1 protein-coding gene and 1 pseudogene are annotated in these 2300 nt (G+C 57.1%); one reads left to right on the top strand and one right to left on the bottom strand.

What is annotated here, in order from left to right:
- The first annotated feature begins 355 nt into the window (after positions 1 to 355).
- On the top strand, positions 356 to 1174 hold the full coding sequence (locus AB4Y34_RS41435) for an IclR family transcriptional regulator (RefSeq protein ID WP_176369955.1): 819 nt from the start codon (positions 356 to 358) through the stop codon (positions 1172 to 1174).
- A gap of 745 nt (positions 1175 to 1919) precedes the next feature.
- Here AB4Y34_RS41435 and AB4Y34_RS41430 read toward each other — a convergent pair.
- Positions 1920 to 2177: pseudogene (locus AB4Y34_RS41430) on the bottom strand (SDR family oxidoreductase); the annotation flags it as partial.
- Between the last annotated feature and the right edge of the window lie 123 nt (positions 2178 to 2300).

Raw genomic sequence — 2300 nt, 5'->3', positions numbered from 1 at the left:
ACGTCCTGGAGCCCGAACTCGACCAGAACTGACAAGGAAAACTACAATCGACACCGCGCAACGCCCCAACCCCGCCGAATCGGTCACGTTCCCGAAATCGGCGGTCACGTTCGCCGAAATCCGCATTAACGCTCTGCAATCCCTCGCGCGGCCCGACCTCGCTGATCAACACTTGGGATTCGGGGTATTCACGAGTAACTCCATGGTTCTATCGAATAGACCATAGATCTACGTGAGAGAACTCTGGATGGTCGGGTTAATCTCGTTAATGAGGGTAAACCCTTATGCCAAAGTGAAACTTGAGTTCTGTCAAGCGAAACCGTAAAGTGACGGCAATTGACCGGAGGGGGAAGAAATGACTGGCATTGGGCCCGACGACGGGCAGCGTTCAGTCGACGCATCGAAGACAAGCAGCGGAGTCGCGGTTCTTGACCGAGCTTTTGCTATTCTCAGCGCATTCGGCCCGACCGACGACCAGTTGACGCTAACCGAGCTTTCGCGCCGTGCCGGTTTGTATAAAAGTACGGTCTTGCGGTTGCTCGGCGCTTTAGAGCACGGCGGATTTATCCGGAAGTTGAATGACGGTCAGTACTCTATCGGACCTCAACCGCTACGGCTCGCAATGCTTTACCAGCGGTCGTTTCAAGTCGGTCCAGTGGTGGAACCGATCCTTCAGCAGCTCAGTCGAGACTTGGGCGAGACGGCATCTTTCTATGTGCGGCAAGGTGACCAGCGCTTGGTTCTGTACCGCGTGGAGCCTTCGAGAAGCGTGAGAGTAGCGATACGTATTGGGGAGGAATTCCCGATTGACAACGGCGCCTCCGGCAAAGTACTGCTCGCTTTCTCTGAATCGTCAGATCCGCGCTGGAATCAGGTGCGGGAACAATTGTGCGCGGTCTCATACGGTGAACGCGATCCTGAAACGACATCAGCATCGGTGCCGGTGTTCGATTCAACCGGTCAGCTAGTAGGCGCTCTGACTCTATCGGGGCCGAAGGGCAGATTCGACACCCCATCTACGATCAAGCTTGCTCTTAAGGAGTTGCTTCTCAGCGCGCAGCGAGCGACGGTTGCCTTGGGGGGCAGGGGCGCGAAATACGATGCAAGCATCGCCAGATTCGTCCTGGAAGATGCCCCAAATCTTGAAGGAGTGGATATCGATAGAAGCAGCTAAATGCGTCTCTTCATCGGCGCCTTTTGGTTGGTCCCCCTCGCCAACCGCTCTAGGAGCAAGACGACCTTACGGTCTCGCTGCTTCTATATTCGATAGAGTTTTTTGATGAATTGCCCACGACCATCCGTGTGTAATTTATCTGCGGCGCTGATCGCGGGCATCGACGCGAACATCTGCTGGTTGTGACTGGTACTTATCGACGAACTCGCCGAAGAGCGGTGCGTGCCGGTCGCACTGTTCGCATGGTGGTTAGTGCCTGCGCGCAACGTTAGCCACCGACCGGGTGGCGCGTGGTGTCGATCATCGGCTGCTTGGGTACGCTGGTCATGTGGGGGTCCGCCGCCAACTGCCGGGAAAACCGGCGCCGGCTTGCGCAGCACGCCATCTACAAGCAGCGGACAGTGTGACGTTCGCGCTCACCTCGGCTCGTGGGCTAGCATGAGACACAGCGCGTGCATGGTATTCGCAAAGCAGCTCATCGTTGCGTGCCTTCCAATGACGCTAGGGGTGCTATTCCATTGCGGGGCAGCTGCCGCAACACAAGTCAGGGTGTCTGAAATTGACTGGAGCCCGCTCGACTCGCTCGGGACAGTCAGGTCCAACGGCGTAGCTTGTCTCACTTGCGCATGCGAAATCGCCGCGTCGGACATTATCTGGAGCGCAAAGGCGCCCACGAAGCCGCACCGTTGGGCCCGGATGAAGCATGCATCTGACACTGCTCGGCATCCCATCTTTGTGGACTAACTCACCAGGGAAGCGGACCCGTTGCGTTCGAAAAGGTGCCGGTCGGCCCGTTTCTGTCAAGGAGGGCAAGGCGGACCGGCTCTCGGGCCGCATCCTCGACTCACCCAGCTCCGGGTGCGTGGTTGCTCAAGTCAGTGCTGTGAACCCTGGACAGACTGCATTGACCTTAATACCGGTTCCACTCCAGCTCGATGGCGAACGCCTGCGTTATCGCATTGAGTGCTGTTTTCGAGGTCTGATAGACACCGACATACTGCCTAGCAGGCTGTTGAATTTGGGTCCCGTGTAAACGGGGTTTGAGGGACGGGCGTTATGGATATCGTGTTCATGATCTTTGGCAGCGGATGCGATGCGCGGAATGGATGAGATGCAGGAACCCCTG

It is taken from the genome of Paraburkholderia sp. BR10954, from assembly GCF_040965775.1.
GTDB classification, from domain to species: Bacteria; Pseudomonadota; Gammaproteobacteria; order Burkholderiales; family Burkholderiaceae; genus Paraburkholderia; species Paraburkholderia youngii.
The sequence above is the reverse complement of the archived record's forward strand: the minus strand, read 5'-3'. Positions and strand labels throughout refer to the sequence as shown.

What these genes read in the sequence shown, in the direction of transcription:
- AB4Y34_RS41435 (WP_176369955.1), top strand. Translation starts at nt 356, where the DNA reads ATGACTGGCATTGGGCCCGACGACGGGCAGCGTTCAGTCGACGCATCG.